17 protein-coding genes are annotated in these 24,250 nt (G+C 67.8%); 14 read left to right on the top strand and 3 right to left on the bottom strand.

Annotated elements, in window-relative coordinates; all coding sequences use genetic code 11:
• Positions 1 to 6: 6 nt before the first annotated feature.
• From atpA to AK36_RS34280, 6 genes are all read left to right on the top strand, one after another.
• Positions 7 to 1,548 (top strand): F0F1 ATP synthase subunit alpha, encoded by a 1,542-nt coding sequence (gene atpA, locus AK36_RS13200; RefSeq protein WP_011882814.1) that lies wholly within the window; start codon positions 7 to 9, stop codon positions 1,546 to 1,548.
• A gap of 69 nt (positions 1,549 to 1,617) precedes the next feature.
• Positions 1,618 to 2,493 (top strand): F0F1 ATP synthase subunit gamma, encoded by an 876-nt coding sequence (gene atpG, locus AK36_RS13195; protein ID WP_011882815.1) that lies wholly within the window; start codon positions 1,618 to 1,620, stop codon positions 2,491 to 2,493.
• Between the two features lie 65 nt (positions 2,494 to 2,558).
• Complete coding sequence (gene atpD, locus AK36_RS13190) at positions 2,559 to 3,953, top strand: F0F1 ATP synthase subunit beta (protein WP_011882816.1); 1,395 nt, start codon at positions 2,559 to 2,561, stop codon at positions 3,951 to 3,953.
• A 160-nt stretch (positions 3,954 to 4,113) separates the two neighbouring features.
• Positions 4,114 to 4,539, top strand: coding sequence for a F0F1 ATP synthase subunit epsilon (locus AK36_RS13185; protein WP_011882817.1), 426 nt, complete (start codon positions 4,114 to 4,116; stop codon positions 4,537 to 4,539).
• Positions 4,540 to 4,796: 257 nt separating this feature from the next.
• On the top strand, positions 4,797 to 6,524 hold the full coding sequence (locus AK36_RS13180) for an AMP-binding protein (protein ID WP_045578638.1): 1,728 nt from the start codon (positions 4,797 to 4,799) through the stop codon (positions 6,522 to 6,524).
• 194 nt (positions 6,525 to 6,718) lie between these two features.
• On the top strand, positions 6,719 to 6,955 hold the full coding sequence (locus AK36_RS34280; protein ID WP_164715973.1) for a hypothetical protein: 237 nt from the start codon (positions 6,719 to 6,721) through the stop codon (positions 6,953 to 6,955).
• Between the two features lie 175 nt (positions 6,956 to 7,130).
• On the opposite strand, the gene AK36_RS13175 is transcribed toward AK36_RS34280, so the two are convergent.
• Entirely contained in the window at positions 7,131 to 7,928 is a 798-nt protein-coding gene (locus AK36_RS13175) for a transporter substrate-binding domain-containing protein (RefSeq protein WP_045578637.1), read from the bottom strand.
• Positions 7,929 to 8,074: 146 nt separating this feature from the next.
• On the opposite strand from AK36_RS13175, the gene hemE reads away from it, so the two are divergent.
• From hemE to AK36_RS13155, 4 genes are all read left to right on the top strand, one after another.
• Positions 8,075 to 9,169, top strand: a complete 1,095-nt coding sequence (gene hemE, locus AK36_RS13170) for a uroporphyrinogen decarboxylase (RefSeq protein WP_045578636.1) — start codon at positions 8,075 to 8,077, stop codon at positions 9,167 to 9,169.
• A gap of 445 nt (positions 9,170 to 9,614) precedes the next feature.
• On the top strand, positions 9,615 to 11,876 hold the full coding sequence (locus tag AK36_RS13165) for a primosomal protein N' (RefSeq protein WP_045578635.1): 2,262 nt from the start codon (positions 9,615 to 9,617) through the stop codon (positions 11,874 to 11,876).
• 339 nt (positions 11,877 to 12,215) lie between these two features.
• Positions 12,216 to 16,145, top strand: a complete 3,930-nt coding sequence (gene putA, locus AK36_RS13160) for a trifunctional transcriptional regulator/proline dehydrogenase/L-glutamate gamma-semialdehyde dehydrogenase (RefSeq protein WP_011882823.1) — start codon at positions 12,216 to 12,218, stop codon at positions 16,143 to 16,145.
• A gap of 84 nt (positions 16,146 to 16,229) precedes the next feature.
• Entirely contained in the window at positions 16,230 to 17,369 is a 1,140-nt protein-coding gene (locus AK36_RS13155) for a branched-chain amino acid ABC transporter substrate-binding protein (RefSeq protein ID WP_011882824.1), read from the top strand.
• A gap of 120 nt (positions 17,370 to 17,489) precedes the next feature.
• Here AK36_RS13155 and AK36_RS13150 read toward each other — a convergent pair whose 3' ends face one another.
• Entirely contained in the window at positions 17,490 to 19,142 is a 1,653-nt protein-coding gene (locus tag AK36_RS13150) for an acyl-CoA dehydrogenase family protein (protein ID WP_034192982.1), read from the bottom strand.
• 88 nt (positions 19,143 to 19,230) lie between these two features.
• Between AK36_RS13150 and AK36_RS13145 the strand changes: the two genes are divergently transcribed.
• The 4 genes from AK36_RS13145 to AK36_RS13130 all read left to right on the top strand — a co-directional run bounded on the left by AK36_RS13145 (position 19,231) and on the right by AK36_RS13130 (position 23,640).
• The gene (locus tag AK36_RS13145) at positions 19,231 to 19,899 is read left to right on the top strand and encodes a TetR/AcrR family transcriptional regulator (protein ID WP_014722181.1); all 669 of its coding nucleotides are present in this window, start codon (positions 19,231 to 19,233) and stop codon (positions 19,897 to 19,899) included.
• A gap of 227 nt (positions 19,900 to 20,126) precedes the next feature.
• The gene (locus AK36_RS13140) at positions 20,127 to 21,281 is read left to right on the top strand and encodes a pyridoxal phosphate-dependent aminotransferase (protein WP_045578634.1); all 1,155 of its coding nucleotides are present in this window, start codon (positions 20,127 to 20,129) and stop codon (positions 21,279 to 21,281) included.
• A 115-nt stretch (positions 21,282 to 21,396) separates the two neighbouring features.
• The gene (locus AK36_RS13135) at positions 21,397 to 22,185 is read left to right on the top strand and encodes an ABC transporter substrate-binding protein (protein WP_045578633.1); all 789 of its coding nucleotides are present in this window, start codon (positions 21,397 to 21,399) and stop codon (positions 22,183 to 22,185) included.
• 12 nt (positions 22,186 to 22,197) lie between these two features.
• The gene (locus tag AK36_RS13130) at positions 22,198 to 23,640 is read left to right on the top strand and encodes an FAD-binding oxidoreductase (RefSeq protein WP_045578632.1); all 1,443 of its coding nucleotides are present in this window, start codon (positions 22,198 to 22,200) and stop codon (positions 23,638 to 23,640) included.
• A gap of 23 nt (positions 23,641 to 23,663) precedes the next feature.
• Here AK36_RS13130 and AK36_RS13125 read toward each other — a convergent pair whose 3' ends face one another.
• Positions 23,664 to 24,236: a PadR family transcriptional regulator gene (locus AK36_RS13125; protein ID WP_011882830.1), complete on the bottom strand. Its 573-nt coding sequence runs from the start codon at positions 24,234 to 24,236 to the stop codon at positions 23,664 to 23,666.
• Between the last annotated feature and the right edge of the window lie 14 nt (positions 24,237 to 24,250).

Genomic DNA, 24,250 nt, shown 5'->3' with positions numbered 1-24,250 from the left:
CGAATAATGCAACTCAATCCCTCTGAGATCAGCGAGCTGATCAAGAGCCGGATCCAGGGCCTTGAAGCGAGCGCAGACGTTCGCAACCAGGGCACCGTGATCTCCGTGACCGACGGTATCGTGCGCATCCACGGCCTGTCCGACGTGATGCAGGGCGAAATGCTCGAGTTCCCGGGCAACACGTTCGGCCTCGCGCTGAACCTCGAGCGCGACTCGGTCGGCGCGGTGATTCTCGGCGAATACGAACACATCTCGGAAGGCGACGTCGTCAAGACGACGGGCCGCATCCTGGAAGTGCCGGTTGGTCCGGAACTCGTCGGCCGCGTGGTCGATGCGCTCGGCAACCCGATCGACGGCAAGGGCCCGGTCAACGCCAAGCTGACCGACGCGATCGAAAAGATCGCCCCGGGCGTGATCTGGCGTAAGTCGGTGTCGCAGCCGGTGCAGACGGGCATCAAGTCGATCGACGCGATGGTGCCGATCGGCCGTGGCCAGCGTGAGCTGATCATCGGCGACCGTCAGTGCGGCAAGACCGCGGTGGCGCTCGACGCGATCATCAACCAGAAGGGCAAGGACCTGATCTGTATCTACGTCGCGATCGGCCAGAAGGCTTCGTCGATCATGAACGTGGTTCGCAAGCTCGAAGAAACGGGCGCGATGGAATACACGATCGTCGTCGCCGCTTCGGCGTCGGATTCGGCCGCGATGCAGTACCTGGCACCGTACGCCGGCTGCACGATGGGCGAATACTTCCGCGACCGCGGTCAAGACGCGCTGATCATCTATGACGACTTGACCAAGCAGGCATGGGCATACCGTCAGATCTCGCTGCTGCTGCGCCGCCCGCCGGGCCGTGAAGCGTACCCGGGCGACGTGTTCTATCTGCACTCGCGTCTGCTCGAGCGTGCGGCTCGCGTGTCGGAAGAGTACGTCGAGAAGTTCACGAACGGCGAAGTGAAGGGCAAGAGCGGCTCGCTGACGGCACTGCCGGTCATCGAAACGCAAGCCGGCGACGTGACCGCGTTCGTTCCGACGAACGTGATCTCGATCACCGACGGCCAGATCTTCCTGGAAACCGACCTGTTCAACGCAGGCATCCGCCCGGCAATCAACGCCGGCGTGTCGGTGTCGCGCGTCGGTGGTGCCGCTCAGACGAAGGTCGTGAAGAAGCTGTCGGGCGGTATCCGTACCGACCTCGCGCAGTACCGTGAACTGGCCGCATTCGCGCAGTTCGCATCGGACCTCGACGAAGCGACCCGCAAGCAGCTCGAGCGCGGCCGCCGCGTGACGGAACTGCTGAAGCAGCCGCAGTACCAGCCGCTGCAGGTGTGGGAACTGGCCGTGTCGCTGTACGCCGCGAACAACGGCTACCTCGACGATCTCGACGTCAAGCAAGTGCTGTCGTTCGAGAAGGGCCTGCGCGACAACCTGAAGACCAGCCACGCTGACCTCATCAAGCGCATCGAAGACACCAAGGACCTCTCGAAGGACGACGAAGGCGCGCTGCGCGCGGCGATCGAATCCTTCAAGAAGTCGGGTGCCTATTGATCCGCGAGTGACACAACGGGGCAGCGCGGGTGCTGAGGCGCCCGCGCCGCTCCGGTCAAGGAGCAAGCTATGGCTGGAATGAAGGAAATTCGCGGCAAGATCAAGAGCGTGCAAAACACGCGCAAGATCACGAAGGCGATGGAGATGGTGGCCGCATCGAAGATGCGCCGCGCGCAGGAACGCATGCGCGCCGCTCGTCCGTACGCGGACAAGGTCCGTGCCATCGCCGCGCACATGAGCCGTGCGAACCCGGAGTACCGCCACCCGTTCATGGTGGCGAACGACGGCGCGAAGACGGCCGGCATCATCCTCGTCACGACGGACAAGGGTCTTTGCGGCGGTCTGAACACCAACGTGCTGCGTGCGACGGTGCAGAAGTTCAAGGAGCTCGAAGAGCGGGGCCAGAAGGTCGAAGCTACCGCAATCGGCAGCAAGGGCCTCGGGTTCCTGAACCGCTTCGGCGCGAAGGTGATGTCGCAGGTCGTACACCTCGGCGACACCCCGCACCTGGACAAGCTGATCGGCGCCGTGAAGACGCAGCTCGATCTGTACTCGGAAGGCAAGCTGTCGGCCGTTTATATCGCGTACACGCGCTTCGTCAACACGATGAAGCAGGAAGCCGTGATCGAACAGCTGCTGCCGCTGTCGGCGGACCACTTCGACGCCAATGACGGTACGCCGGCCACGTCGTGGGACTACATCTACGAGCCGGACGCGCAGGCAGTTGTCGACGAACTGCTCGTGCGTTACGTCGAGGCGCTGGTGTACCAGGCCGTCGCGGAAAACATGGCGTCCGAGCAATCGGCGCGCATGGTCGCGATGAAGGCCGCGTCCGACAACGCGAAGACGGTGATCAGCGAACTGCAGCTCGTGTACAACAAGAGCCGCCAGGCCGCGATTACGAAAGAACTGTCGGAGATCGTCGGCGGCGCAGCTGCTGTTTAAGCGCGCGCCCGGACGACAACTGCGCCTTTGCGCGAGTAAAGAATCAGGTATTTAAAGGAAAAGCGATGAGTACTGCTGCTTTGGTAGAAGGCAAGATCGTACAGTGCATCGGCGCCGTTATCGACGTGGAATTCCCGCGCGACAGCATGCCGAAGATCTACGACGCGCTTATTCTCGATGGCTCGGAACTGACGCTCGAAGTCCAGCAGCAGCTGGGCGACGGCGTGGTCCGCACCATCTGTCTGGGTGCATCCGACGGCCTGCGCCGCGGCCTGACCGTGAAGAACACGGCCAAGCCGATTTCGGTGCCGGTCGGCAAGCCGACCCTCGGTCGTATCATGGACGTCCTCGGCCGTCCGATCGACGAGGCCGGCCCGATCGAAAGCGAACATACGCGTTCGATCCACCAGAAGGCTCCGGCGTTCGACGAGCTGTCGCCGTCGACCGAACTGCTCGAAACGGGTATCAAGGTCATCGACCTGATCTGCCCGTTCGCGAAGGGCGGCAAGGTCGGTCTGTTCGGTGGTGCAGGCGTGGGCAAGACCGTCAACATGATGGAGCTCATCAACAACATCGCGAAGGAGCACGGCGGTTACTCCGTGTTCGCGGGCGTGGGCGAGCGTACCCGTGAAGGGAACGACTTCTACCACGAAATGAAGGACTCGAACGTTCTCGACAAGGTCGCGCTGGTGTACGGCCAGATGAACGAGCCGCCGGGCAACCGTCTGCGCGTCGCGCTGACCGGTCTGACGATGGCCGAGCACTTCCGTGACGAAGGCCTCGACGTGCTGTTCTTCGTCGACAACATCTACCGTTTCACGCTGGCCGGTACCGAAGTGTCGGCACTGCTCGGCCGTATGCCGTCGGCAGTGGGCTATCAGCCGACGCTGGCTGAAGAAATGGGCAAGCTGCAAGAGCGCATCACGTCGACCAAGAAGGGCTCGATTACGTCGGTTCAGGCCGTGTACGTCCCTGCGGACGACTTGACCGACCCGTCGCCGGCGACCACCTTCGGTCACTTGGACGCAACCGTCGTTCTGTCGCGTGACATCGCTTCGCTGGGTATCTACCCGGCGGTCGACCCGCTCGACTCGACGTCGCGCCAGATCGACCCGAACGTGATCGGCGAAGAGCACTACACGATCACGCGTCGCGTTCAGCAAACGCTGCAGCGCTACAAGGAACTGCGCGACATCATCGCGATTCTGGGCATGGACGAACTGTCGCCGGAAGACAAGCTGTCGGTCGCGCGTGCGCGTAAGATCCAGCGTTTCCTGTCGCAGCCGTTCCACGTCGCAGAAGTGTTCACGGGCTCGCCGGGCAAGTACGTGCCGCTGAAGGAAACGATCCGCGGCTTCAAGATGATCGTCGACGGCGAGTGCGACCACCTGCCGGAACAGGCGTTCTACATGGTCGGCACGATCGACGAAGCCTTCGAAAAGGCCAAGAAGATCCAGTAAGGGCTTGAGTGAGTAGCACGCTGGCGCGCGCCGGCCGGCTGTACGAACCGTCAATGGCTCGTGCGCCGGCCGGCCGCGCCGACCGCAATACGCTCAACCCGCCGTGCATGGGACGAGCGCACGCGCCTTGCGGCGTTCGCGCTCGTTGACAGGAGTCGATATGGCAACCATCAAAGTAGACGTCGTCAGCGCGGAAGAGCAGATCTTCTCGGGCGAGGCGAAATTCGTCGCGCTGCCGGGCGAAACGGGTGAGCTGGGTATTCTGCCGGGTCACACGCCGCTGATCACGCGGATCCGTCCGGGTGCGGTGCGCATCGAAGTCGAGGGCAGCAACGACGAATTTGTGTTCGTCGCGGGCGGCATCCTCGAAGTGCAGCCGGGCGCCGTGACGGTGCTCGCCGATACCGCGATCCGCGGCAAGGACCTCGACGCGGCGAAAGCCGAGGACGCGCGCAAGCGTGCCGAGGAAACGCTGCAGAACGCGAAGTCGGACCTCGACCTCGCAAAGGCGCAATCGGAGCTCGCGACCGCGATGGCGCAGCTCGAAGCGATCCAGCGTCTGGCGAAGATCCGCAGCCGGCACTGAGCCGCGCGCGCGTATCCCGCGAAAGAAAGCAGCCTTCGGGCTGCTTTTTTTTCGTCCGGCGGTTTCGTCGCGGTTGTGCCGGCCGCGTCGTATCGTCCGATCGTGCTATTTCATCCGCGCGCAGCGATTCGATGTCAGAGTGTCGTCAGCGGAGCGCGGCATCATCCGCTCGTAGGCCGCCCGTCGCGAGTGCGGCGGAGCGGTGCGCCTAACGCGCGCGCCGGGCCGATCAGACAAAAAAACGGACGGAGACATCGATGGCAGCAGACCTTGGCATGCGGGCGCTGATCGCGCCCGAAAACGGACTCTCGTACGTGCGCGGCGCAACCGACGTGCCGCTATCCGAAGCGACGATCGGCCGCTTCCTGCTCGACACGGCCGGCCGCTTTCCGGACCGCCCGGCGGTCGTGTTCCGCGAGCAGCAGGTGCGCTGGAGCTGGCGCGAATTCGCTCACGAGGTCGACGTGCTGGCGGCGGGCCTCGTCGAGCTCGGGATCGTGAAGGGCGATCGCGTCGGCATCTGGTCGCCGAATCGCAGCGAATGGCTGCTGACGCAGTTCGCGACCGCGCGCATCGGCGCGGTGCTCGTCAACATCAACCCGGCCTACCGGCTCGCGGAACTCGAATACGCGCTCAACAAGGTGGGCTGCAAGGCCGTGATCGCGGCCGAGCGCTTCAAGAGCTCCGCCTATGTCGAAATGCTGCAGACGATCGCGCCCGAGCTCGCGAGCGCGACGCCCGGCGATCTGCACGCGGCGCGCGTGCCGAGCCTGCGCACGGTCGTGTCGATGGGAGACGTCGCGCCTGCGGGCATGTTCCGCTTCGCGGACGTGATGGCGCGCGGCCGCGACACGCTCGATGTCGCGCGGCTCGATGCGATCGGCGCGACGCTCGCGGCCGGCGAGGCGATCAACATCCAGTTCACGAGCGGCACCACCGGCAGCCCGAAGGGCGCGACGCTCACGCACCGCAACGTCGTCAACAACGCGCGCTCGATCGCGATGGCGATGCGCTTCACCGAACAGGACGCGCTCTGCATTCCCGTGCCGCTGTATCACTGCTTCGGGATGGTGCTGGCGGTGCTCGCGTGCGTGTCGACGGGCGCGGCGATGGTGTTTCCCGGCGAGGCGTTCGACCCGGTCGCGACGCTCGCGGCAGTAGCCGACGAGCGATGCACCGCGCTGCACGGCGTGCCGACGATGTTCATCGCCGAACTCGATCATCCCGAGTTCAAGACGTTCGACCTGTCGACGCTGCGCACCGGGATCATGGCCGGTTCGCCTTGCCCGATCGAGACGATGAAGCGCGTCGTGTCGCAGATGCATCTGTCGGAGATCACGATCGCGTACGGGATGACCGAAACGAGCCCCGTGTCGTTCCAGAGCTCGACCGACGATCCGCTCGAGAAGCGCACGACGACGGTCGGGCGAATCCAGCCGCATCTCGAGGTGAAGATCGTCGATCCGGGCGGCGACATCGTGCCGGTCGGCGCGACCGGCGAGCTGTGCACGAAGGGCTATTCGGTGATGCTCGGCTACTGGGACGACGACGCGAAGACGCGCGAGGTGCTGATCGACGGCTGGATGCACACGGGCGATCTCGCGACGCTCGACGCGCAGGGCTACTGCAACATCGTCGGCCGGCTGAAGGACATGGTGATTCGCGGCGGCGAGAACGTGTATCCGCGCGAGATCGAGGAATTCCTGTTCAGGCATCCGAAGATTCAGAGCGCGCAGGTGTTCGGCCTGCCCGATGCGAAATACGGCGAGGAGCTGTGCGCGTGGATCGTGCTGCGCGCCGGCGAGCAGATGACCGACGACGACGTGCGCGCGTTCTGCCAAGGCCAGATCGCGCACTACAAGATTCCGCGCTACATCCGCTTCGTCGACGAATTGCCGATGACGGTGACCGGCAAGGTGCAGAAATTCGTGATGCGCGAACGGATGATCGAAGAGTTGAAGCTCGACGTGCAGAAGACCGCGTGAAGCGGTACGGCGCCGGAGGAAACGCGGCGGCCGGCAGGCCGTTGCGTTTTCGATGGACGAAAAAAAGCGGGCTTATTAGCCCGCTAAAAACCACACGCTACGGGGTTAGCGCGAGGAGACCAAAGTTGAAACCGGATCCGGCGGGGGGCCGGAAACGACTCCAACAGGGATGCCCCTGGGAAGGGCTTCGGTACGTGACCGACTGGGCTCGCAGCGCTTCGCGTCCGCTCACACTTGGCACACGAGACCGCATCCGTGTTGAAACCGTTGAGGCCATTGTGGGCGAATTGACGGCCCATCGCGGTAACAAAGTGTTTCAGGTTGTAACGCCCGTCGGACAAGGCTTTCCGGGATTTTTTGCTGTTTTCGGCGTCCTGAAAAAGGTCATATTTACTTATCTTTTCCGCCGAGTTTTCATCGCGTGCGCGTAATGCGGTTTTCGCGCGGTTCAGTGTCGTCGAATTGCGGATTTGCACGGCGAAACGCGCATTGCGCGGCAGATGCCGCGCTCGCCGATTCAATCGTCAGAAAGATTTTGAAACGGGTTCGGCGTGCGCGACGGGCGGCCGGATACATGTTCGACGCCCGCCGCCGCCGGCCATCACATCATTTCAGCCACTTGTCGGAGATCGTCTGGTACGCGCCGCTCGCCAGCGCGAGATGCAGCCACTGGTCGACGTACTGCTGAAACACGACGTCGCCGCGCGGCACCATGTAGGCCTTTTCGCCGAACTGGAACGGCTTGTCCGGATGCACCGAGCACAGGCCCGGATTCAGCTTTTGCTGCAGCAGCGTCTCGGACGCATCGGTCACCATCACGTCGGCCTTGCCGGCCAGGATCTGCTTGAAGATCGTCACGTTGTCCGGATAAACGCTCAGGTTCGCGTGCGTGAAGAACTGCTTCGCGAAGCGCTCGTTGGTGCCGCCCGGGTTCACGATCACGCGGGTCTCGGGCCGGTCGATCTGCGCGATGGTCTGGTATTTGTCGGCGTCGGCGCAGCGCACGATCGGCGTCTTGCCGTCGACCACGTACGGTTGCGTGAAGAACACGCGCTTCTGACGCTCGAGCGTCGTCGACACGCCGCCCACGGCGATATCGCATTTCGCGACGAAGTCGTTGGTGAGGCTCGACCAGCTCGTCTTCACGAACTCGGCCTTCACGCCGAGCGAAGTCGCGAGCGATTCGGCCATGTCGATGTCGATGCCCTCGAAGCGCCCGTCGCCCCGATAGTACGAATACGGTTTGTAGTCGCCGGTCGTGCAGACGCGCAGCGTGCCGCGTGCGAGCACGTCGTCGAGCCGCGAGCCTGCGGCGGCAGTGGCCGCAGCGGCCTGCGCATGCGCGGCGCCGCAGCAGAACAGCGTCGCGGCGCCGAGCGCGGCGAGTGTGGCGAATCGTTTCATCGGTCTCCTCCTTTGTTCGGTGATATCAGCGTTCGATCATAACGGAGCCGTCGCGCGCGTCATATGGCCGCCATCGCATCGGCATGACGGCCGCGCGGCCGCGCTCCGGTAAAATGCCGGTTTGCTCTCGCATCGTCGCTCCTACCGTGGCCTATACCCTGCTCAACGACACCTTCCTGCGTGCGCTTCTGCGCGAGCCGACCGACTACACGCCGATCTGGCTGATGCGCCAGGCCGGCCGCTATCTGCCCGAATACAACGCGACGCGCGCCCGCGCCGGCAGTTTCCTCGGCCTCGCGAAGAATCCCGACTACGCGACCGAAGTGACGTTGCAGCCGCTCGATCGTTTCCCGCTCGATGCGGCGATCCTGTTCTCCGACATCCTGACGATTCCCGATGCCATGGGGCTCGGCCTCGACTTCCAGGCCGGCGAAGGGCCGAAGTTCGCGCATCCGGTGCGCACCGAGGCCGACGTCGCGAAGCTCGCGGTGCCGGACATCGACGAAACGCTCGGCTATGTCACGGGCGCGGTGCGCGAGATCCGTCGCGCGCTGACCGACGGTCAGGGCCGGCAGCGCGTGCCGCTGATCGGCTTCTCGGGCAGCCCGTGGACGCTCGCGTGCTACATGGTCGAAGGCGGCGGATCGGACGATTTCCGCACGGTGAAGTCGATGGCGTATTCGCGCCCCGACCTGATGCACCGGATCCTCGACGTGAACGCGCAGGCCGTGGCCGCGTACCTGAACGCGCAGATCGAAGCCGGCGCGCAGGCCGTGATGATCTTCGACACCTGGGGCGGCGCGCTGGCCGACGGCGCATACCAGCGCTTCTCGCTGGATTACATCCGCCGCGTGGTCGCGCAGCTCAAGCGCGAACACGACGGCGAACGCGTGCCGGTGATCACGTTCACGAAGGGCGGCGGGCTGTGGCTCGAGGAAATCGCGGCGACCGGCGTCGACGCGGTCGGGCTCGACTGGACGGTGAATCTCGGCGCCGCGCGCGAGCGCCTGGCGGGGCGCGTGGCGTTGCAGGGCAACCTCGACCCGACGATCCTGTTCGCGCCGCCTGCTGCAGTGCGGGAACAGGCGCGCGCGGTACTCGACAGTTACGGCAATCACCCGGGCCACGTGTTCAACCTCGGCCACGGCATTTCGCAGTTCACGTCGCCCGACCACGTCGCCGAACTCGTCGACGAGGTGCACGGCTACAGCCGCAAGCTGCGTAGCGGAGCCGCGGGCTGAACGCAAGCGCCGGCATGCTGCGCCGCGGAATTGCAGCGTTTCGCGGCCGGCGCTAAACAGGGCGCAACCCCGCCCCGGATGCCGATTCATCGCTTGTCAAGACTTGACTTATACACATTTTCCACGTTGCAGCGCGGTAGAGGCCTGTATCGGTCGAATTGTCTCGCTATGGTTGGGGAATTTGAATAGCAGCCTTATGGAATAAGGCTCCGCGGGGCGCGGCGCAGCGCGGCCGAAATCGGCGGAAAGCGCCGCCGCACGCCCTTCTCGGCTATTCCGCGCCGAGTTCTCAACAAAGTTATCCACAGGCTGGTCAGGGTATACGGCGATTCCTAATGCGAATCCAAAACTTAGCGCCGAATGTGAAGTTTTACTTTAAGTCCGCCACCGCACCCGGCGTGCTGCACTGCGTCGGCGCTGCGTCCATCGCCGCGGGAGTGCGGTGATGGACGGCGCCTATCTGCGGGTCGCGCTCGACCATCCGCTGGCCACGCTGTTCGACTATCGTTGCGACGTGCAGCCGGTGCCGGGGCCGGGCACGCTGGTCCAGGTGCCGTTCGGCAAGCGGCAGGCCGTCGGCCTCGTGTGCGAAGTGACGACTCACACGGATGTGCCGCCCTCCCGTTTGCGCGCGATCGACGCGGTCTGTACCGAGCTTCCGCCGCTCGGATCGGACTGGCTGGCGCTCGTCGCATTCGCGGCCGACTACTATCAGCGAGGGCGCGGCGAAGTCGCGCTGCCCGCGTTGCCGCAGGCGCTGCGCGACGCGCAGCGCTGGGGCCGGCTGCTGGCGCCGGAGCTGCGCTATCGGCTGACCGACGCCGGCCGCGCGGCGCTTCCCGATGCGCTGCCCGCGCGGGGCGCCGCGCTGCGGCGGCTCGCCCAGGCACTCGCGGACGCCGCTTCGCTGACGCTGCCCGATGCGCGCGCGATGCACCCGAAGGCCGCCGCGACGCTCGACGACTGGGCGGCGCGGGGCTGGGTGGCCGTCGACGAAATCGGCTGGGGCGATGCGCCTGTGCCCAAAGCTGTGGATAACCTGTCGACAAGCAGTAGAAGATCTGTGCCGCCGGCGCTGACCGACCAGCAGGCCGAGGCGCTCGACGCGATTCGCGCGGCACAGGGCTTCGCGCCGTTCCTGCTGCACGGCGTGACCGGCAGCGGCAAGACCGAGGTCTATCTGCACGCGCTGGCCGCGTTGCTCGACGCGCGGCCGGACGCGCAGGCGCTCGTGCTGGTGCCCGAAATCAACCTGACGCCGCAGTTCGAGGCCGCGTTTCGCGCGCGCTTCGCGGGCACGCTCGCCGACGACGCGATCGTCACGCTGCACAGCGGGCTCGCCGAAGGCGAACGCGCGCGCAACTGGCTCGCCGCACATACCGGGCGCGCGCGCATCGTGCTCGGCACGCGGCTGGCGGTGCTCGCGTCGTTGCCGATGCTCGCCTTGATCGTCGTCGACGAAGAACACGAGCCCGCGTACAAGCAGCAGGAAGGCCTGCGCTATTCGGCGCGCGATCTGGCCGTATGGCGTGCGAAGCATCTCGGCATTCCGGTCGTGCTCGGCTCGGCGACGCCGTCGCTCGAGAGCTGGTGGCAGGCCGAGCAGGGCCGCTACACGCGGCTCACGCTGTCGCGCCGCGCGGTGGCCGATGCGACGCTGCCGACCGTGCGCCTGATCGATCTCGAAGAGGAGCGGCGGCGCGGGCGCGCGTCGATGGGCGGACTCTCCGGGCCGCTCGTCGCGGCGCTGAAGGCGCGCCTCGAACGCGGCGAACAGAGCCTCGTGTTCCTGAACCGGCGCGGCTACGCGCCGCAACTCGCGTGTGACGCATGCGGCTGGGTCGCCGGCTGCCCGCGCTGCAGCGCCTACGTCGTGCTGCACAAGCCCGAGCATGCGCTGCGCTGCCATCACTGCGGCTGGGAAGCGCGCATTCCGCGCTCGTGTCCGGAATGCGGAAACGTCGACATCGCACCGCTCGGCCGCGGCACCCAGCGCATCGAGGAGGCGCTCGCCGAGGCCGTGCCGGGCGCGCGCGTGCTGCGCATCGACGCGGACAGCACGCGCCGCAAGGGCAGCGCGCAGGCGCTGTTCTCCAACGTGCATGCGGGCGAGGTGGACATCCTGGTCGGCACGCAGATGATCGCGAAGGGGCACGACTTCCAGCGCGTCTCGCTCGTCGGCGTGCTGAATGCCGACACCGCGCTGTTCTCGCACGATTTCCGCGCGAGCGAGCGGCTGTTCGCGCAACTGATGCAGGTGAGCGGCCGCGCGGGCCGCGCCGGGCTGCCCGGCGAGGTGCTCGTGCAGACGCGCTATCCGCGTCACGCGCTGTATCACGCGCTCGGCCGGCACGATTACGTCGGCTTCGCCAATTCGACGCTCGGCGAGCGGCGCGACGCGCACCTGCCGCCGTTCGTCTACCAGGCGCTGTTGCGCGCCGAAGGGCGCACGCTCGACGCGGCGCTCGGGTTCCTGCTGCAGGCGGCCGCCGCGCTGCCGGGGCTGCCGGGCGCCGAGCGCGTGACCGTCTACGACGCCGTGCCGATGACGATCGTGAAGGTCGCGAACGTCCATCGCGCGCAGCTGCTGCTCGAGAGCGCGTCGCGCTCGGCGCTGCAGCATGCGCTGCGCGCATGGCAGCCGCAGCTGCGCGCGTTGAAGGGCGTGCTGCGGTGGAGCATCGAGGTCGATCCGCTCGACATCTGAGCGCGGCGCGGGCTGCCGCTTCACGCCGCCACGCTATGGCCCTTTCCCGTCCGCCGGTCCGCCGCGCGCGTCGACACCGCCAGTGCAACCCGCTTCGGCCACGCGCCGCGCGCCGCAAAAGCCGCCGCCGCCGGCCAAACGGCACGGATCAGGGAAAACACCGATCCGCCGACCACGGGCAACTCCTAGGTTGCAACCGCCTAAGTGGCTGATTATATTGACTATCCAATGGGTGCAACCGGCCGTGTAATTCGGTTGCACCTTTTTATTGCGTGCCGTAGGATTTCGCGCATCCTCTCACACCACATGGCCGGACCCGCGCCGGCGCACGAACCCACCATGGCAAGCACGACTCTCGGCGTCAAAGTCGACGACCTTCTCCGCTCGCGCCTGAAAGACGCGGCGACGCGTCTCGAGCGCACTCCCCACTGGCTGATCAAGCAGGCGATCTTCGCGTATCTCGAGCGCATCGAGCACGGTCAGTTGCCGCCCGAGCTGTCGGGCAGCAGCGGCGTGACCGAGCTCGCCGACGGCCACGCGGCGGAGGACGACGACAACTCGCCGCATCCGTTCCTCGAGTTCGCGCAGAACGTGCAGCCGCAATCGGTGCTGCGCGCGGCGATCACCGCCGCGTATCGCCGCCCCGAGCCGGAATGCGTGCCGTTCCTGCTGGGCCAGGCGCGCCTGCCGGCGAACCTGCAGGCGGACGTGCAGACGCTCGCGACGCACCTCGTCGAGACGCTGCGCGAGAAGAGCTCGGGCGGCGGCGTCGAAGGGCTGATCCACGAGTTTTCGCTGTCGAGCCAGGAAGGCGTCGCGCTGATGTGCCTCGCCGAAGCGCTGCTGCGCATCCCCGACCGCGCGACGCGCGATGCGCTGATCCGCGACAAGATCAGCAAGGGCGACTGGCGCTCGCACGTCGGCCACGCGCCGTCGCTGTTCGTGAACGCGGCGACCTGGGGCCTGATGATCACCGGCAAGCTGGTGACGACCAACAGCGAAGCGGGGCTGTCGTCGGCGCTCACGCGCCTGATCGGGCGCGGCGGCGAGCCGCTGATCCGCAAGGGCGTCGACATGGCGATGCGCCTGATGGGCGAGCAGTTCGTCACCGGCGAGACGATTTCGGAAGCGCTCGCGAACAGCCGCAAGTACGAAGCGCGCGGCTTCCGCTACTCGTACGACATGCTCGGCGAAGCGGCGACCACCGAAGAGGACGCGCTGCGCTACTACGCGTCGTACGAGCAGGCGATCCACGCGATCGGCAAGGCCGCGGGCGGCCGCGGCATCTACGAGGGCCCGGGCATCTCGATCAAGCTGTCGGCGCTGCACGCGCGCTACTCGCGCTCGCAGCAGGACCGCACGATGAGCGAGCTGCTGCCGCGCGTGCGTGCGCTCGCGCTGCTCGCGCGCCGCTACGACATCGGCCTGAACATCGACGCGGAAGAAGCCGACCGGCTCGAGCTGTCGCTCGACCTGCTCGAGGCGCTGTGTTTCGATCCCGATCTCGCCGGCTGGAACGGCATCGGTTTCGTCGTGCAGGGCTATCAGAAGCGTTGCCCGTTCGTGATCGACTACCTGATCGATCTCGCGCGCCGCAGCCGTCACCGCCTGATGATCCGCCTCGTGAAGGGCGCGTACTGGGACAGCGAAATCAAGCGCGCGCAGGTCGACGGCCTCGAAGGCTATCCGGTCTATACGCGCAAGATCTACACCGACGTGTCGTACCTCGCGTGCGCGAAGAAGCTGCTCGCGGCGCCCGACGCCGTGTACCCGCAGTTCGCGACGCACAACGCGTACACGCTCGCCGCGATCTATCACCTGGCCGGCCAGAACTACTACCCGGGCCAGTACGAATTCCAGTGCCTGCACGGGATGGGCGAGCCGCTGTACGAGGAAGTCACCGGCCGCGACAAGCTGAACCGCCCGTGCCGCGTCTACGCGCCGGTCGGCACGCACGAAACGCTGCTCGCGTACCTCGTGCGCCGCCTGCTGGAGAACGGCGCGAACACGTCGTTCGTGAACCGCATCGCCGACAAGACGGTATCGGTGAAGGAGCTGGTCGCCGACCCGGTCGACGAGGCGTCGAAGGTCGTGCCGCTCGGCGCGCCGCACGCGAAGATCCCGCTGCCGCGCAACCTGTACGGCGACGAGCGCGCCAACTCGATGGGCCTCGACCTGTCGAACGAGCACCGTCTCGCGTCGCTGTCGTCGGCGCTGCTCGCGAGCGCGCATCATCCGTGGCGCGCGGCGCCGATGCTGGCCGACGACGCGCTCGCCGACGCCCCGGCGCGCGACGTGCGCAACCCGGCCGACCAGCGCGACGTGGTCGGCGCGGTCAGCGAAGCGACGTCCGAGCACGTGAGCGCGGCGCTCGCCCACGCGGTCGCGGCCGCGCCGATCTGGCAGGCGACGCCGGTCGATGCGCGCGCCGACTGCCTGGTGCGCGCAGCCGATCTGCTCGAAGCGCAGATGCACACGCTGATGGGCCTGATCGTGCGCGAAGCCGGCAAGTCGCTGCCGAACGCGATCGCCGAAATCCGCGAAGCCGTCGACTTCCTGCGCTACTACGCGGCGCAGATCCGCGGCGAGTTCTCGAACGACACGCACCGTCCGCTCGGCCCGGTGGTCTGCATCAGCCCGTGGAACTTCCCGCTCGCGATCTTCATGGGGCAGGTGGCCGCCGCGCTCGCGGCCGGCAACACGGTGCTCGCCAAGCCGGCCGAACAGACGCCGCTGATCGCCGCGCAGGCCGTGCGCCTGCTGCGCGAGGCCGGCGTGCCGGCCGGCGCGGTGCAGCTGCTGCCGGGCACCGGCGAAACCGTCGGCGCGGCGCTGGTCGCCGATCCGCGCACGCGCGCGGTGATGTTCACCGGCTCGACCGAAGTCGCGCGCCTGATCAACAAGACGCTGTCCGCGCGCCTCGACCCGGACGGCAAGCCGATTCCGCTGATCGCCGAAACGGGCGGCCAGAACGCGATGATCGTCGACTCGTCGGCGCTCGCGGAGCAGGTCGTCGCGGACGTGATGCAATCGTCGTTCGACTCGGCCGGTCAACGCTGCTCGGCGCTGCGCGTTCTGTGTCTGCAGGACGATGTCGCCGACCGTACGCTGACGATGCTCAAGGGCGCGATGCACGAGCTGGCGCTCGGCAACCCGGACCGTCTGTCGACCGACGTCGGCCCGGTGATCGACGCCGAAGCGAAGCAGACGATCGACACGCACGTCGCCGCGATGAAGGACAAGGGCCACGCGGTCACGCAGCTGCCGATGCCCGACGCCTGCGCGCACGGCACCTTCGTGCCGCCGACGCTGATCGAGATCGGCAGCATCGACGAGTTGAAGCGCGAGGTGTTCGGCCCCGTGCTGCACGTGGTGCGTTACCGCCGCAGCCAGCTCGACAAGCTGCTCGAGCAGATCCGCGCGACCGGTTACGGGCTCACGCTCGGCATCCACACGCGGATCGACGAGACGATCGCGCACGTGATCGCCAATGCGCACGTCGGCAACATCTACGTGAACCGCAACGTGATCGGCGCGGTGGTCGGCGTGCAGCCGTTCGGCGGCGAAGGGCTGTCGGGCACGGGCCCGAAGGCCGGCGGCGCGCTGTACCTGCAGCGTCTGCTCGCGACGCGTCCGTCGGGCTTGCCGAAGGCGCTCGCGCAGACGCTGATCGCCGACGGCGTGGCCGAAGGCGAGCAGCGCGGCAATCCGGCGGCGGCGCTCACCGCGCTGCGCGACTGGCTGATCGAGCAGCGCGAGCCGGCGCTGGCGGCGCGCTGCGACGGCTATCTGTCCCAGGTGCCGGCCGGTGCGACGGCCGTGCTGACCGGGCCGACGGGCGAGCGAAACACGTATACACTCGGCCCGCGCGGCACGGTGCTGTGTGTCGCGGCCACGCCGAGCGGCGCGCGCGCGCAGTTCGCGGCGGTGCTGGCGACGGGCAACCGGGCGCTGTTCGCCGGCTCGGCGGGCGAGGCGCTGGTCGCCGCGCTGCCGGCCGCGCTGAAGGGCCATGCGGCCGTGCGCAAGCAGGCCGACGCGCCGTTCGACGCCGTGCTGTTCGAAGGCGACAGCGACGAGCTGCAGACGCTCGTGAAGGACGTCGCGCAGCGCCCGGGGCCGATCGTGTCGGTGCAGGGCGTGTCGGCGGGCGCGTTCGAGAACGGCGACGCGGAAGACTACGCGCTCGAGCGGCTGCTGACCGAGCGCTCGGTCAGCGTGAACACGGCCGCGGCGGGCGGCAATGCGAATTTGATGACGATCGGCTGACGATCCTTGCCGTTCGGATCAAACAAAGGGAGTGGCAAGGCGATCCCGAAGCCGCTCCATTTACCCTGGTACCAAGGAGATGCTATGCAACACACGATGAAAAAGCTGGCAGGCGCGACGTTCGTCGCCGTCATGTCGCTTGCGGGGACGGCCCATGCGGACGACGTGAAGATCGGTTACGCAGGGCCGATGACGGGCGCCCAGGCTCACTACGGCAAGGATATGCAGAACGGGATCGTGCTCGCGCTGGAAGACTTCAACGCGACGAACCCGAAGATCGGCGGCAAGCCGGTGAAGTTCGTGCTCGAGACGCAGGACGATCAGGCTGACCCGCGCACCGGCACGACGGTCGCGCAGAAGCTGGTCGACGACGGCATCAAGGGCATGCTCGGCCACTTCAACTCGGGCACGACGATTCCGGCATCGCGCATCTACGCGAACGCCGGCATTCCGGAAATCGCGATGGCGACGGCGCCGGAATACACGCAGCAGGGTTACAAGACGACCTTCCGCATGATGACGTCCGACACGCAGCAGGGCTCGGTGGCGGGCACCTTCGCGGCGAAGGATCTCGGCTTGAAGAAGATCGCGATCGTCGACGACCGCACGGCTTACGGCCAGGGTCTTGCCGACCAGTTCGAGAAGGCTGCGAAGGCGGCCGGCGCGACGATCGTCGATCGTGAATTCACGAACGACAAGGCCGTCGACTTCAAGGCGATCCTGACCAAGCTGAAGGCGGCGAAGCCGGATCTCGTCTACTACGGCGGCGCGGACTCGCAGGCAGCGCCGATGGTCAAGCAGATGAAGACGCTCGGCTTCACCGCACCGCTGATGAGCGGCGAAATGGTGAAGACGCCGACGTTCCTGAAGATCGCGGGCAACGCGGCCGACGGCACGATCGCATCGCTGGCCGGCCTGCCGCTCGACGAAATGCCCGGCGGCAAGTCGTACGCGGAGAAGTACAAGAAGCGTTTCGGCGAAGACGTCCAGACCTACTCGCCGTATGCCTACGACGGCGCGATGGCGATGCTGAACGCGATGAAGAAGGCCGATTCGACCGATCCGGCGAAGTATCTGCCGGTCCTCGCGAAGACCGACATGGCCGGCGTGACGTCGACGCACGTCGCGTACGACGCGAAGGGCGACCTGAAGAACGGCGGCATCACGATGTACAAGGTCGAGAAGGGCGAGTGGAAGCCGCTGAAGAGCATCGGCGGCAAGTAAGCCCGATGCTGATCGCGGGCGGCGCCGAACGGCGTCGCGTCGCGCATCCTGCGGGAAAGCCGTCGGGCCTTCGGGCCCGGCGGCTTTTTTGTTGGCGGGTTGGCGGGTACTGCGGCGACGTCAGGCGCGGTACGCACGCTCCAGCAACGCCGCGACATCCATCGCACGCGGATCGAAGCCGCCCGCGACGCGTCCCCAGTCCGGCGCCGCGAGCCGCGTCGCGATGAACGCATCGGCGACCGCGGCTGGCGCATCGCGTGTGAGCAGGCAGGCCTGCGCCACCAGCGCGAGCCGCTGCGCGAACAGGCGCGCCGAGGCTTCGAGCGCGTCGGCCGGCGTCGCCAGCATCGCGTGCAGCACGTCGAGCGCCGCGCGGATGCGCGGCTCGCCCGCGCCCAGCTCCGTCAGCTCGGCGAGCAGCGCGGCCGCCGCGTCGGGTTCGCGCGACACGGCGCGCAACACGTCGATGCACATCACGTTGCCCGAGCCTTCCCAGATCGAATTCACCGGCGCTTCGCGGAACAGCCGTGCAATCGGCCCGTCGTCGACGTAGCCGTTGCCGCCGAACACTTCCATCACCTCGCCGGTCAGCTCGACCGCGCGCTTGCAGACCCAGAACTTCGCGGCCGGCGTGACGATCCGCTTCCATGCGCGCTCGCGCGGCGAGTCGTCGAGCTCGAATGCGTCGGCGATGCGCATCGCCAGCACCAGCGCCGCCTCGCTCTCGAGCGCGAGATCGGCGAGCACCGTGCGCATCAGCGGCTGCTCGGCGAGCGCCCGCCCGAACGCGTGGCGCTGGCGCGTGTACGCGATCGCCTGCACGACGCCCTGGCGCAGCATCGCCGCGCTGCCGAGCACGCAGTTCAGCCGCGTGTAGGTCGCCATCTCGATGATGGTCGGAATGCCGCGCCCCTCGTCGCCGAGCATGATGCCCCACGCGTCGTTCAGCTCGATCTCGCTGCTCGAGTTGCTGCGGTTGCCGACCTTGTTCTTCAGCCGCTGGATCTCGACCGCGTTCTTCGTGCCGTCGGGCCGCCAGCGCGGCACGTAGAAGCACGACGGGCCGCCCGCTTCGGTGCGCGCGACGACGAGATGCGCGTCGCACATCGGCGCGGAGAAGAACCACTTGTGCCCGCGCAGCCGGTATTCGCCGCCGCGCCCACCGGCGCCGCAGGCGGTCGCGAGTGTCGTGTTGGCGCGCACGTCGGAGCCGCCCTGTTTCTCCGTCATGCCCATCCCGAACCAGATCGAGCGCTTGCCGGCGAGCGGCACGTCGCGCGGATCGTAGTCGTCGCTGTACAGCTTGTCGCGCAGCAGCGCCCACAGCGCGGGCTCCTTCTGCAGCAGCGGAATCGCGGCCTGCGTCATCGTCGCCGGGCACAGCGTGCCGGCCTCGATCTGGCCGTGCAGGTAGAAGCCCGCCGCGGTCGCCGCCCAGCGGCCGCGGCGTGTGTCGCGGAACGCGAGCGACACCAGGCCTTCGTTGCGGTACATGCCGAGCAGCGTGTGCCAGGCCGGGTGGAACTCGACACGGTCGATGCGGCGCCCGCGCCGGTCGAACGCGTTCAGCTCGGGCGTGTGGCGGTTCGCTTCGTCGGCGAGGCGCGCCGTGTCGGCGCTGCCGAGCCGCGCGCCGTATGCGTCGAGCTGCGGCGCGGCCCAGCCGGCGCCCGCGCGGGCGAGCGCGTCGCGCAGCGCGGCGTCGGTGGCGAACAGGTTATAGTCGACCAGTTCGTCGAACTGGTTCGTGACGGCATGGGTCGCTTCGGTCATCGGGCTGTCTCCGGTGTCGTGCTTCGCGGCCGCTCGTGTGCCGGTTTCCCGTCAACCGCGTGTTCCGCTGAATTTCAGAGTAGCAAATATGCCGCCGCGACATGTTCAGGTTCCGGCGCCGCCCGGTCAGCCGGGCGCGCAACCCGCGCCCGCGTTGCGCCGCCGGCCGCGCCAGTCGCGCGCTCAGGCCACGTCCGATGCGTTGCAGCAGGCGTTCGTTCAGCTTTTGCTCGAACGCGGGCACGCGAACGTGACGATCCGCGAGATCGCGGCGGTCGCCGGCGTGAGCGTCGGCACCTTCTACGAATACTTCGGCGACAAGCAGAGCCTCGCCGCGCTGTGCATCCACCGGCGCGTGCTGGCGCTCGCCGAGCGGCTGCGTGCGGCCGCGCACGGGCTGCGCGGCATGCCGCGCGCCGAGGTCGCGGCCGCGCTCGTCGATCTGCAGGTGGAAGTGATCGCCGCCGATGCGGCGCTGTGGGGCGCGCTGTTCGTGCTGGAGCGTCAGGTGTCGCCGCTTGCCGCGTACCGCCGCCATTACACGGCCTATGTCGCGTTGTGGCGCGACGCGCTCGCGCAGGCCGGCGACCCGCCGCCGGCCGCGCGGCTCGAGGCGTGCGCGCGGATGGCGCACGCGCTCTGCTATGGCGGCGTGTCGCAGGCGCTGCTGACGCTCGGGCCGGCGCTCGACTTCGCCGCGCTGCGCCGCGAGCTGCACGCCGCGCTGGGCGGCTATCTGGCGGCGCTGCACGACTGACACGCGCCGCGGCCGCGCGGCTTCTCCGCACGACGATGCCTGATACGCATGCGTGAACGGCATATGCCCGCGCGATGCCGGGCCACGCGTATCGAACGCCATGAGCAAAACGCATGGCCGTCATGACGAACTTTCGATTGTGCGTCGATATTGGCTCGGGCTAAATCGCCCGACACCGGCATCGCCGCGCACCGCGCCGGCATGCCCGGCGGACATCAGGAGGAGTCATGCGAAGCGCCATCACGCACCGTTCGAAACTGCCGGACGTCGGCACGACGATCTTCACGGTGATCGGCCAGCTTGCCGCGCAGCACGATGCGCTGAACCTTTCGCAAGGCGCGCCGAATTTCGCGCCAGATCCCGCGTTGATCGACGGCGTCGCGCGCGCGATGCGCGACGGGCACAACCAGTACGCGCCGATGGCCGGCGTCGTGTCGCTGCGCGAGCGGCTCGCGGAAAAGACCGAGGCGCTGTACGGCGCGCGTTACGATCCGGGCACCGAGATCACCGTGATCGCGAGCGCGAGCGAGGGCTTGTACGCGGCGATCAGCGCGCTCGTGCATCCGGGCGACGAGGTCATCTATTTCGAGCCGGCGTTCGACAGCTATGCGCCGATCGTGCGGATGCAGCACGCGACGCCGGTGGCGATCAAGCTGTCGCCCGAGCATTTCCGCGTCGACTGGGACGAAGTGGCCGCGGCGATCACGCCGCGCACGCGGATGATCGTCGTCAACACGCCGCACAACCCGACCGCGACGGTGTTCCGCGCCGACGATCTCGAACGCCTCGCGCAGCTCACGCGCAATACCGATATCGTGGTGCTGTCCGACGAGGTCTACGAGCACGTCGTGTTCGACGGCGCGCAGCACCAGAGCGTCGCGCGGCATCGCGAGCTGGCCGAGCGCAGCGTGATCGTGTCGTCGTTCGGCAAGTCGTTCCACGTGACGGGCTGGCGCGTCGGTTATTGCGTCGCGCCGGCCGCGCTGATGGACGAGATCCGCAAGGTCCACCAGTTCATGACGTTCTCGGCCGACACGCCGATGCAGGTCGCGTTCGCGCAGATGCTCGCGCGGCCGGAAAGCTATCTGGGCCTGTCGGCGTTCTATCAGGCCAAGCGCGACCTGCTCGCGCGCGAGCTGGCCGGCTCGCGCCTGCAGCTGCTGCCGAGCGAGGGCTCGTTCTTCATGCTCGCGCGCTTCTGGCACCTGTCGGACGAACGCGACAGCGACTTCGTGCTGCGCGTGATCCGCGATGTGCGCGTCGCGACGATTCCGTTGTCGGCGTTCTATGCGGACGGCACCGATACGGGCGTGATCCGCCTCAGTTTCTCGAAGGACGACGCGACGCTGATCGAGGGCGCGCGGCGATTGCGTTCGCTGTAACGCGCGGGCGCGGCCCGCACCCCAAGCGCGCGACGGGCACGTCGCACGGAAAGCCACCGACGGACCCGGCGCACGTGCCGCTGCACGGCGCCGCCCGACCAGCCAGGAGATCACGATGAAGCATGTCCCCATCCTCAAGTTCGCGTTCGCAATCGCATGTGCGCTCGGCGCGGGCGCCGCGCTCGCCGACGCACAGACGCTGCGCTTCGGCCTCGAGGCGCAGTACCCGCCGTTCGAATCGAAGGCGCCGAACGGCGACCTGCAGGGCTTCGACATCGACGTCGGCAACGCGGTGTGCGAGCGCGCGAAACTCACGTGCAAGTGGGTGGAGACATCGTTCGACGGGTTGATCCCGGCGCTGAAGGGACGCAAGTTCGACGCGATCAATTCGGCGATGAACGCGACCGAGCAACGGCGTCAGGCGATCGATTTCACGACGATCATCTATCGCGTGCCGACGCAGCTGATCGCGCGCACCGGCAGCGGCCTGCTGCCGACGCCCGACGCGCTGAAGGGCAAGCGTGTCGGCGTGCTGCAGGCGTCGATCCAGGAAACCTATGCGAAGGCGCACTGGGAACCGGCCGGCGTGTCGGTCGTCGCGTATCAGGACCAGAACCAGGCGTACGCGGATCTCGTCGCGGGCCGCCTCGACGCGACGCTGGTGCTCGCGCCGGCCGGCCAGCGCGGTTTCCTGTCGCGCCCGGACGGCAAGGGTTTCGCGTTCGTCGGCCAGCCGGTGCGCGACGACCGGATCCTCGGCAGCGGGATCGCGTTCGGGCTGCGCAAGGGCGACGACGCGCTGAAGACCAAGCTCGATGCGGCAATCGAGCAGCTGAAGGCCGACGGCACCGTGAAGACGCTCGGCCGGAAGTACTTCGGCGACGTCGATATCTCCGCCAAGTAAGCGGTGCGGACGATGCAGAGCCTGCCCGCGGCCGGCGTGCCGGACGGCCCTGGCGTGCCGCCGCAGGCGGACGACGCGCTCGCCACGGCGCTCGCCGCCGCGCTGGGCGATGCGCTGGATGATGGCCTCGTCACGCGCTCGGCCGACATCGAGCCGCGCTACTTCACCGCGTACAACGAGCCGGCCGGCGTGCGCCCGCGCGCGCTGGTGCGGCCGCGCAGCGTCGACGAGGTGTCGCGCACGCTCGCGCTGTGCACGCGGCTCGCGCAGCCGGTCGTGCCGCAGGGCGGCCTCACCGGGCTCGCGCGCGGCGCGGTCGCGCTGGGCGGCGAGATCGTGCTGTCGATGGAGCGCTTCGCCGGCGTCGAGGCCATCGACGCGGCGGCCAGCACGATGACGGTGCGCGCCGGCACGCCGCTGCAGACCGTGCAGGAGGCGGCGGACGCGGCGGGCTTCACGTTCGGCGTCGATCTCGGCGCGCGCGGGTCGTGCCAGATCGGCGGCATGCTCGCGACCAACGCGGGCGGCACGCGCGCGATCCGCTACGGGATGATGCGCGAGCAGGTGCTCGGGCTGGAGGCCGTGCTCGCGGACGGCACCGTCGTGTCGTCGATGAACCGGATGCTGAAGAACAACGCCGGTTACGACCTGAAGCAGCTGTTCATCGGCAGCGAGGGCACGCTCGGCGTCGTCACGCGCGCCGTGCTGCGGCTGCATCCGAAGCTGGCCGAGCCGGCTACCGCGTTGTGCCGCGTGCAGGGCTACGATGCCGTCGTCGAGCTGTGGAACCGCCTGCGCGCGCTGCCGGAGCTCGTCAGTTTCGAAGCGATGTGGCCGGCCTTTTACGACTACGTCGCGCGTCATACGCCCGGCGTCGTCGCGCCGTTCGCGGGCGACGACGGCTTCGCGGTGCTGATCGAGTGCGCGACGAGCGCGCCGGGCGGCGATGCGCGCGCGGCGCTGGAAGCCGCGCTCGCGGACGCGCTCGACGCGGGCCTCGTCGACGATGTCGTGCTCGCGACCTCGGCGCGGCAGGCGCGCGACGTGTGGACGCTGCGCGAAGGCCTCGCGATCGATGCGCTGCCGCACCTGATGAACTTCGACGTGAGCCTGCCGACCGGCGAGCTCGGCGCGTTCGCCGTACGCTGCGAAGCGGCGTTGCGCGGGCGCTGGCCCGACATCGTGTGCCTGTTCTTCGGCCATGTCGGCGACGGCAACGTGCATGTCGGCGTATCGCTCGCCGGCCGGCGCGACGCGGATGCCGAGGCGATCGACGATTGCGTCTACGCGGTCGTACGCGACATGGGCGGCTCGGTGTCGGCGGAGCACGGCATCGGCGTGCTCAAGCGCCGCTATCTCGCGCACACGCGCAGTGAAGCCGAGATCGCGCTGATGCGGCGCCTGAAGGCAGCGCTCGATCCCGCCGGCGTGCTCAATCCCGGCAAGGTGCTTTGACGGATGCGCCGGGCGGGCGCGCGTCAGGCGTCGACCCAGCGCAGCGCGCCGATCTTCAGGTGTTCGACGACGCTGCGCGTCCAGTCGAGCTCCGCGTTGAGCATCACGAGCGCGTGTTCGTTCTGCAGCAGGAACAGGCGCGGCACCTGATCGCCTTGCGCGGCGTTGCGCAGCGCATCGAGGCGCTCGCGCTCGGCCTCGAGCGCGTCGATGCGGCGCTCCAGCTGGCGGCGCGCATCGTCGGCATCGAGCAGCGGCAGGAACGCGAGGCCGGCGCCGAACGCGGTGAATTCGCGCGCCGGTTCGGCGAGCAGCGCATGCAGCCAGGCCTGTCCCGCCTTGTGGCCGGCTTCCGTCAACTTGTACAGCGTGCGTTCGGGAAACGCGCCGTCACGCTCGGTGTCGTGCACGGCGATCAGCCCGTCGCGCAACAGCCGGTCGATCATCTGGTAAAGGCTCGTGCGCTGCCGCACGTTGACGACTTCGTCATAGCCGCGCGCTTTCAGCTGCTGCAGCATCCCGTACGGATGCATCGGCGTTTCGGTGAGGGTCGCCAGCACGGCGAGGGCGAGCGGTGACGGGCGGCTGACCGGCATGGGTAGTTCATCTA

The sequence above is a fragment of the Burkholderia vietnamiensis LMG 10929 genome, from assembly GCF_000959445.1.
In the GTDB taxonomy this organism is placed as follows: domain Bacteria; phylum Pseudomonadota; class Gammaproteobacteria; order Burkholderiales; family Burkholderiaceae; genus Burkholderia; species Burkholderia vietnamiensis.
This window is presented reverse-complemented; position numbering and strand designations above follow the sequence as displayed.

Bases quoted from the DNA above. Each gene is read 5' to 3' on its own strand.
- atpA (WP_011882814.1), top strand. From the start codon at position 7: ATGCAACTCAATCCCTCTGAGATCAGCGAGCTGATCAAGAGCCGGATC.
- atpG (WP_011882815.1), top strand. From the start codon at position 1,618: ATGGCTGGAATGAAGGAAATTCGCGGCAAGATCAAGAGCGTGCAAAAC.
- atpD (WP_011882816.1), top strand. From the start codon at position 2,559: ATGAGTACTGCTGCTTTGGTAGAAGGCAAGATCGTACAGTGCATCGGC.
- AK36_RS13185 (WP_011882817.1), top strand. From the start codon at position 4,114: ATGGCAACCATCAAAGTAGACGTCGTCAGCGCGGAAGAGCAGATCTTC.
- AK36_RS13180 (WP_045578638.1), top strand. From the start codon at position 4,797: ATGGCAGCAGACCTTGGCATGCGGGCGCTGATCGCGCCCGAAAACGGA.
- AK36_RS13175 (WP_045578637.1), bottom strand. From the start codon at position 7,928: ATGAAACGATTCGCCACACTCGCCGCGCTCGGCGCCGCGACGCTGTTC.
- AK36_RS13165 (WP_045578635.1), top strand. From the start codon at position 9,615: ATGGACGGCGCCTATCTGCGGGTCGCGCTCGACCATCCGCTGGCCACG.
- putA (WP_011882823.1), top strand. From the start codon at position 12,216: ATGGCAAGCACGACTCTCGGCGTCAAAGTCGACGACCTTCTCCGCTCG.
- AK36_RS13155 (WP_011882824.1), top strand. From the start codon at position 16,230: ATGCAACACACGATGAAAAAGCTGGCAGGCGCGACGTTCGTCGCCGTC.
- AK36_RS13150 (WP_034192982.1), bottom strand. From the start codon at position 19,142: ATGACCGAAGCGACCCATGCCGTCACGAACCAGTTCGACGAACTGGTC.
- AK36_RS13145 (WP_014722181.1), top strand. From the start codon at position 19,231: ATGCCGCCGCGACATGTTCAGGTTCCGGCGCCGCCCGGTCAGCCGGGC.
- AK36_RS13140 (WP_045578634.1), top strand. From the start codon at position 20,127: ATGCGAAGCGCCATCACGCACCGTTCGAAACTGCCGGACGTCGGCACG.
- AK36_RS13135 (WP_045578633.1), top strand. From the start codon at position 21,397: ATGAAGCATGTCCCCATCCTCAAGTTCGCGTTCGCAATCGCATGTGCG.
- AK36_RS13130 (WP_045578632.1), top strand. From the start codon at position 22,198: ATGCAGAGCCTGCCCGCGGCCGGCGTGCCGGACGGCCCTGGCGTGCCG.
- AK36_RS13125 (WP_011882830.1), bottom strand. From the start codon at position 24,236: ATGCCGGTCAGCCGCCCGTCACCGCTCGCCCTCGCCGTGCTGGCGACC.